The organism is Pseudomonas sp. 05N434 (assembly GCF_056396965.1).
In genome coordinates this window covers 1-2444 of record NZ_JBFTMK010000659.1, presented here as the reverse complement: position 1 = coordinate 2444, position 2444 = coordinate 1, and the positions used below count along the sequence as shown (strand labels likewise).

General features: G+C 60.6%; 2 protein-coding genes. Both read right to left on the bottom strand.

Features of this window, described 5'->3' with window-relative positions; all coding sequences use genetic code 11:
* Positions 1 to 85: 85 nt before the first annotated feature.
* Entirely contained in the window at positions 86 to 859 is a 774-nt protein-coding gene (hbdH, locus tag AC1DLB_RS27590; RefSeq protein ID WP_018927665.1) for a 3-hydroxybutyrate dehydrogenase, read from the bottom strand.
* Positions 860 to 866: 7 nt separating this feature from the next.
* Positions 867 to 2258 carry a GntP family permease gene (locus tag AC1DLB_RS27585; RefSeq protein WP_457327017.1) on the bottom strand — a complete coding sequence of 464 codons (1392 nt, stop codon included), beginning with the start codon at positions 2256 to 2258 and terminating at the stop codon, positions 867 to 869.
* Positions 2259 to 2444: the final 186 nt, after the last annotated feature.

The window sequence follows — 2444 nt, the reverse complement described above, 5'->3', positions numbered from 1 at the left end:
CCCGCTGGACAGCGCAGCTGTCCCAAAACCTATTTACGACTGCTTCGCAGCCGAACGGGAGCAAGCTCCCTCGCCCGGCGGCAGGCTACTGCGCCAACCACCCACCATCTATATTCCACGCTGCGCCACGCACCTGGCTACCGGCTTCGCTGCATAAAAACAGCACCAACTCACCCAGCTGCGGCGGCGTCACGAATTCCAGGGAGGGCTGTTTCTCGGCCAGCAAATCGTGTTGCGCCTGCTGCGGGTCGATCCCGGTCGCGGCGCGATCATCAATCTGCTTCTGCACCAGCGGCGTCAGCACCCAGCCTGGGCAAATGGCGTTGCAGGTAACGTTGGTGGTGGCGGTTTCCAGGCCGACCACTTTGGTCAGGCCGATCACGCCATGCTTGGCCGCGACATACGCCGCTTTACCCACCGAACCGACCTGGCCGTGCACCGAAGCGATGTTGATGATGCGTCCCCAGCCCTTGGTACGCATGCCCGGCAGGCTCAAGCGGGTGCTGTGGAACACCGACGACAGGTTGATCGCAATAATCGAGTCCCAGCGCTCCACCGGAAAATCTTCCACCGCCGCCACGTGCTGGATGCCGGCGTTGTTGACCAGGATATCTACGCCGCCGAACTCACGCTCGGCGTACTCGATCATATCGGCGATCTGCGCCGGGTCGCTGACGTCGGCCGGGTGATGGCCGACCTTGCCACCGAATTGCTCGACCTCAGCGATTACCGTCGACGCATCGCCGAAACCGTTGAGGATCAGGTTGGCGCCAGCCTTGGCCAGGCTCAGCGCGATCCCCAGACCGATGCCGCTGGTGGAACCGGTGACCAGTGCGGTCTTGCCCGAAAGAGTCGTCATGAATACCTCACACAATGCCAGTGGCGTAGAAAGTACCGATCACCACAAAAACAGCGAGTGTCTTGATCAGCGTAATACAGAAAATGTCTTTGTAGGCCTCGCGGTGGGTCAACCCGGTGACCGCCAGCAAGGTAATCACCGCGCCGTTGTGCGGCAGGGTGTCCATGCCGCCACTGGCCATCGCGGCGACCCGGTGCAGCACTTCCAGGGGAATATTGGCGGCGTGGGCAGCGCTGATGAAACTCTCGGACATCGCCGCCAAAGCGATGCTCATCCCGCCTGACGCCGAGCCGGTGATGCCGGCCAGCAAGGTCACAGTGATCGCTTCATTGACCAACGGGTTGGGAATGCTCTTGAGCCAGTCGGCCAGCACCAGAAAACCTGGCAACGAGGCGATCACCGCCCCGAAACCGTATTCCGACGCAGTGTTCATCGCTGCCAGCAATGCGCCGCTGACCGCACTTTTACTGCCTTCGGCCAACCGGCCGCGAATAGCCTGAAAACCGAACACCAGCACCATGACGATGCCCACCAGCAAGGCTGCCTGGACCGCCCAGATCGCCGTCAGCTTGGCGATGTCGGTGGTCACCGGAACGGCCATGCCCGGCAGCGAGAGGCTGTGGGTCTTGCCGTACCACACAGGAATCCAACGGGTGAACAGCAGGTTCATCAGGCCCACCATCAACAGCGGCGACAGCGCGATCCACGGGTTGGGCAGTTTGATGTCCGGTGCGGTTTCCGGTTCGTTGCGCAGTTCTGAACCGTAACCTTCACCCGTGCGCTGGGCCTTGTTGCGCTGGCGCTGCAGAAACAGCATGCCGGCACTGAACACGAAAATCGTGCCGATCACTCCCAGCCACGGCGCCGCCCAGGCGGTGGTGTTGAAGAAGGTGCTGGGGATGATGTTCTGGATCTGCGGCGTGCCAGGCAGGGCGTCCATGGTGAACGAGAACGCGCCGAGGGCGATGGTCGCCGGGATCAGGCGTTTGGGAATATTGCTCTGGCGGAACATCTCGGCGGCAAATGGGTACACCGCAAACACCACCACAAACAGCGACACACCGCCGTACGTGAGCAGGGCGCAGACCAGCACGATCACCAGCATCGCCTGACGGGTGCCGAGCAAGCGAATCGCCGCCGCGACGATGGAGCGGGAGAATCCCGACAACTCGATCAGCTTGCCGAACACCGCGCCGAGCAGGAACACCGGGAAATACAGTTTGACGAAGCCGACCATCTTTTCCATGAACACCCCGGTGAAGACGGGGGCTACGGCGGAAGGGTCGGTGAACAGGACGGCGCCGAGGGCGGCGATCGGGGCAAAGAGGATAACGCTGTAGCCACGGTAAGCAGCCACCATCAGCAGCGCGAGGGCTGCCAAGGCAATGATCACACTCATGGTGTGTCTCTCCTGGATTGTTATTTTTGTAGGGTGAAGCTTGGTGGAAGGGCTATAGCGGGTTTCGTGCCAGATATCTAAGCTATTGAAATATAAGGAGATTATTTGTTTGTGAAGTGATTTTGGTGATTTTTGTCTCTGTATTGAGATTTTTGGCGATTGTGCTGACGCTTTCGCGGGCAAGCC

What these genes read in the sequence shown, in the direction of transcription:
- hbdH (WP_018927665.1), bottom strand. Translation starts at nt 859, where the DNA reads ATGACGACTCTTTCGGGCAAGACCGCACTGGTCACCGGTTCCACCAGC.
- AC1DLB_RS27585 (WP_457327017.1), bottom strand. Translation starts at nt 2,258, where the DNA reads ATGAGTGTGATCATTGCCTTGGCAGCCCTCGCGCTGCTGATGGTGGCT.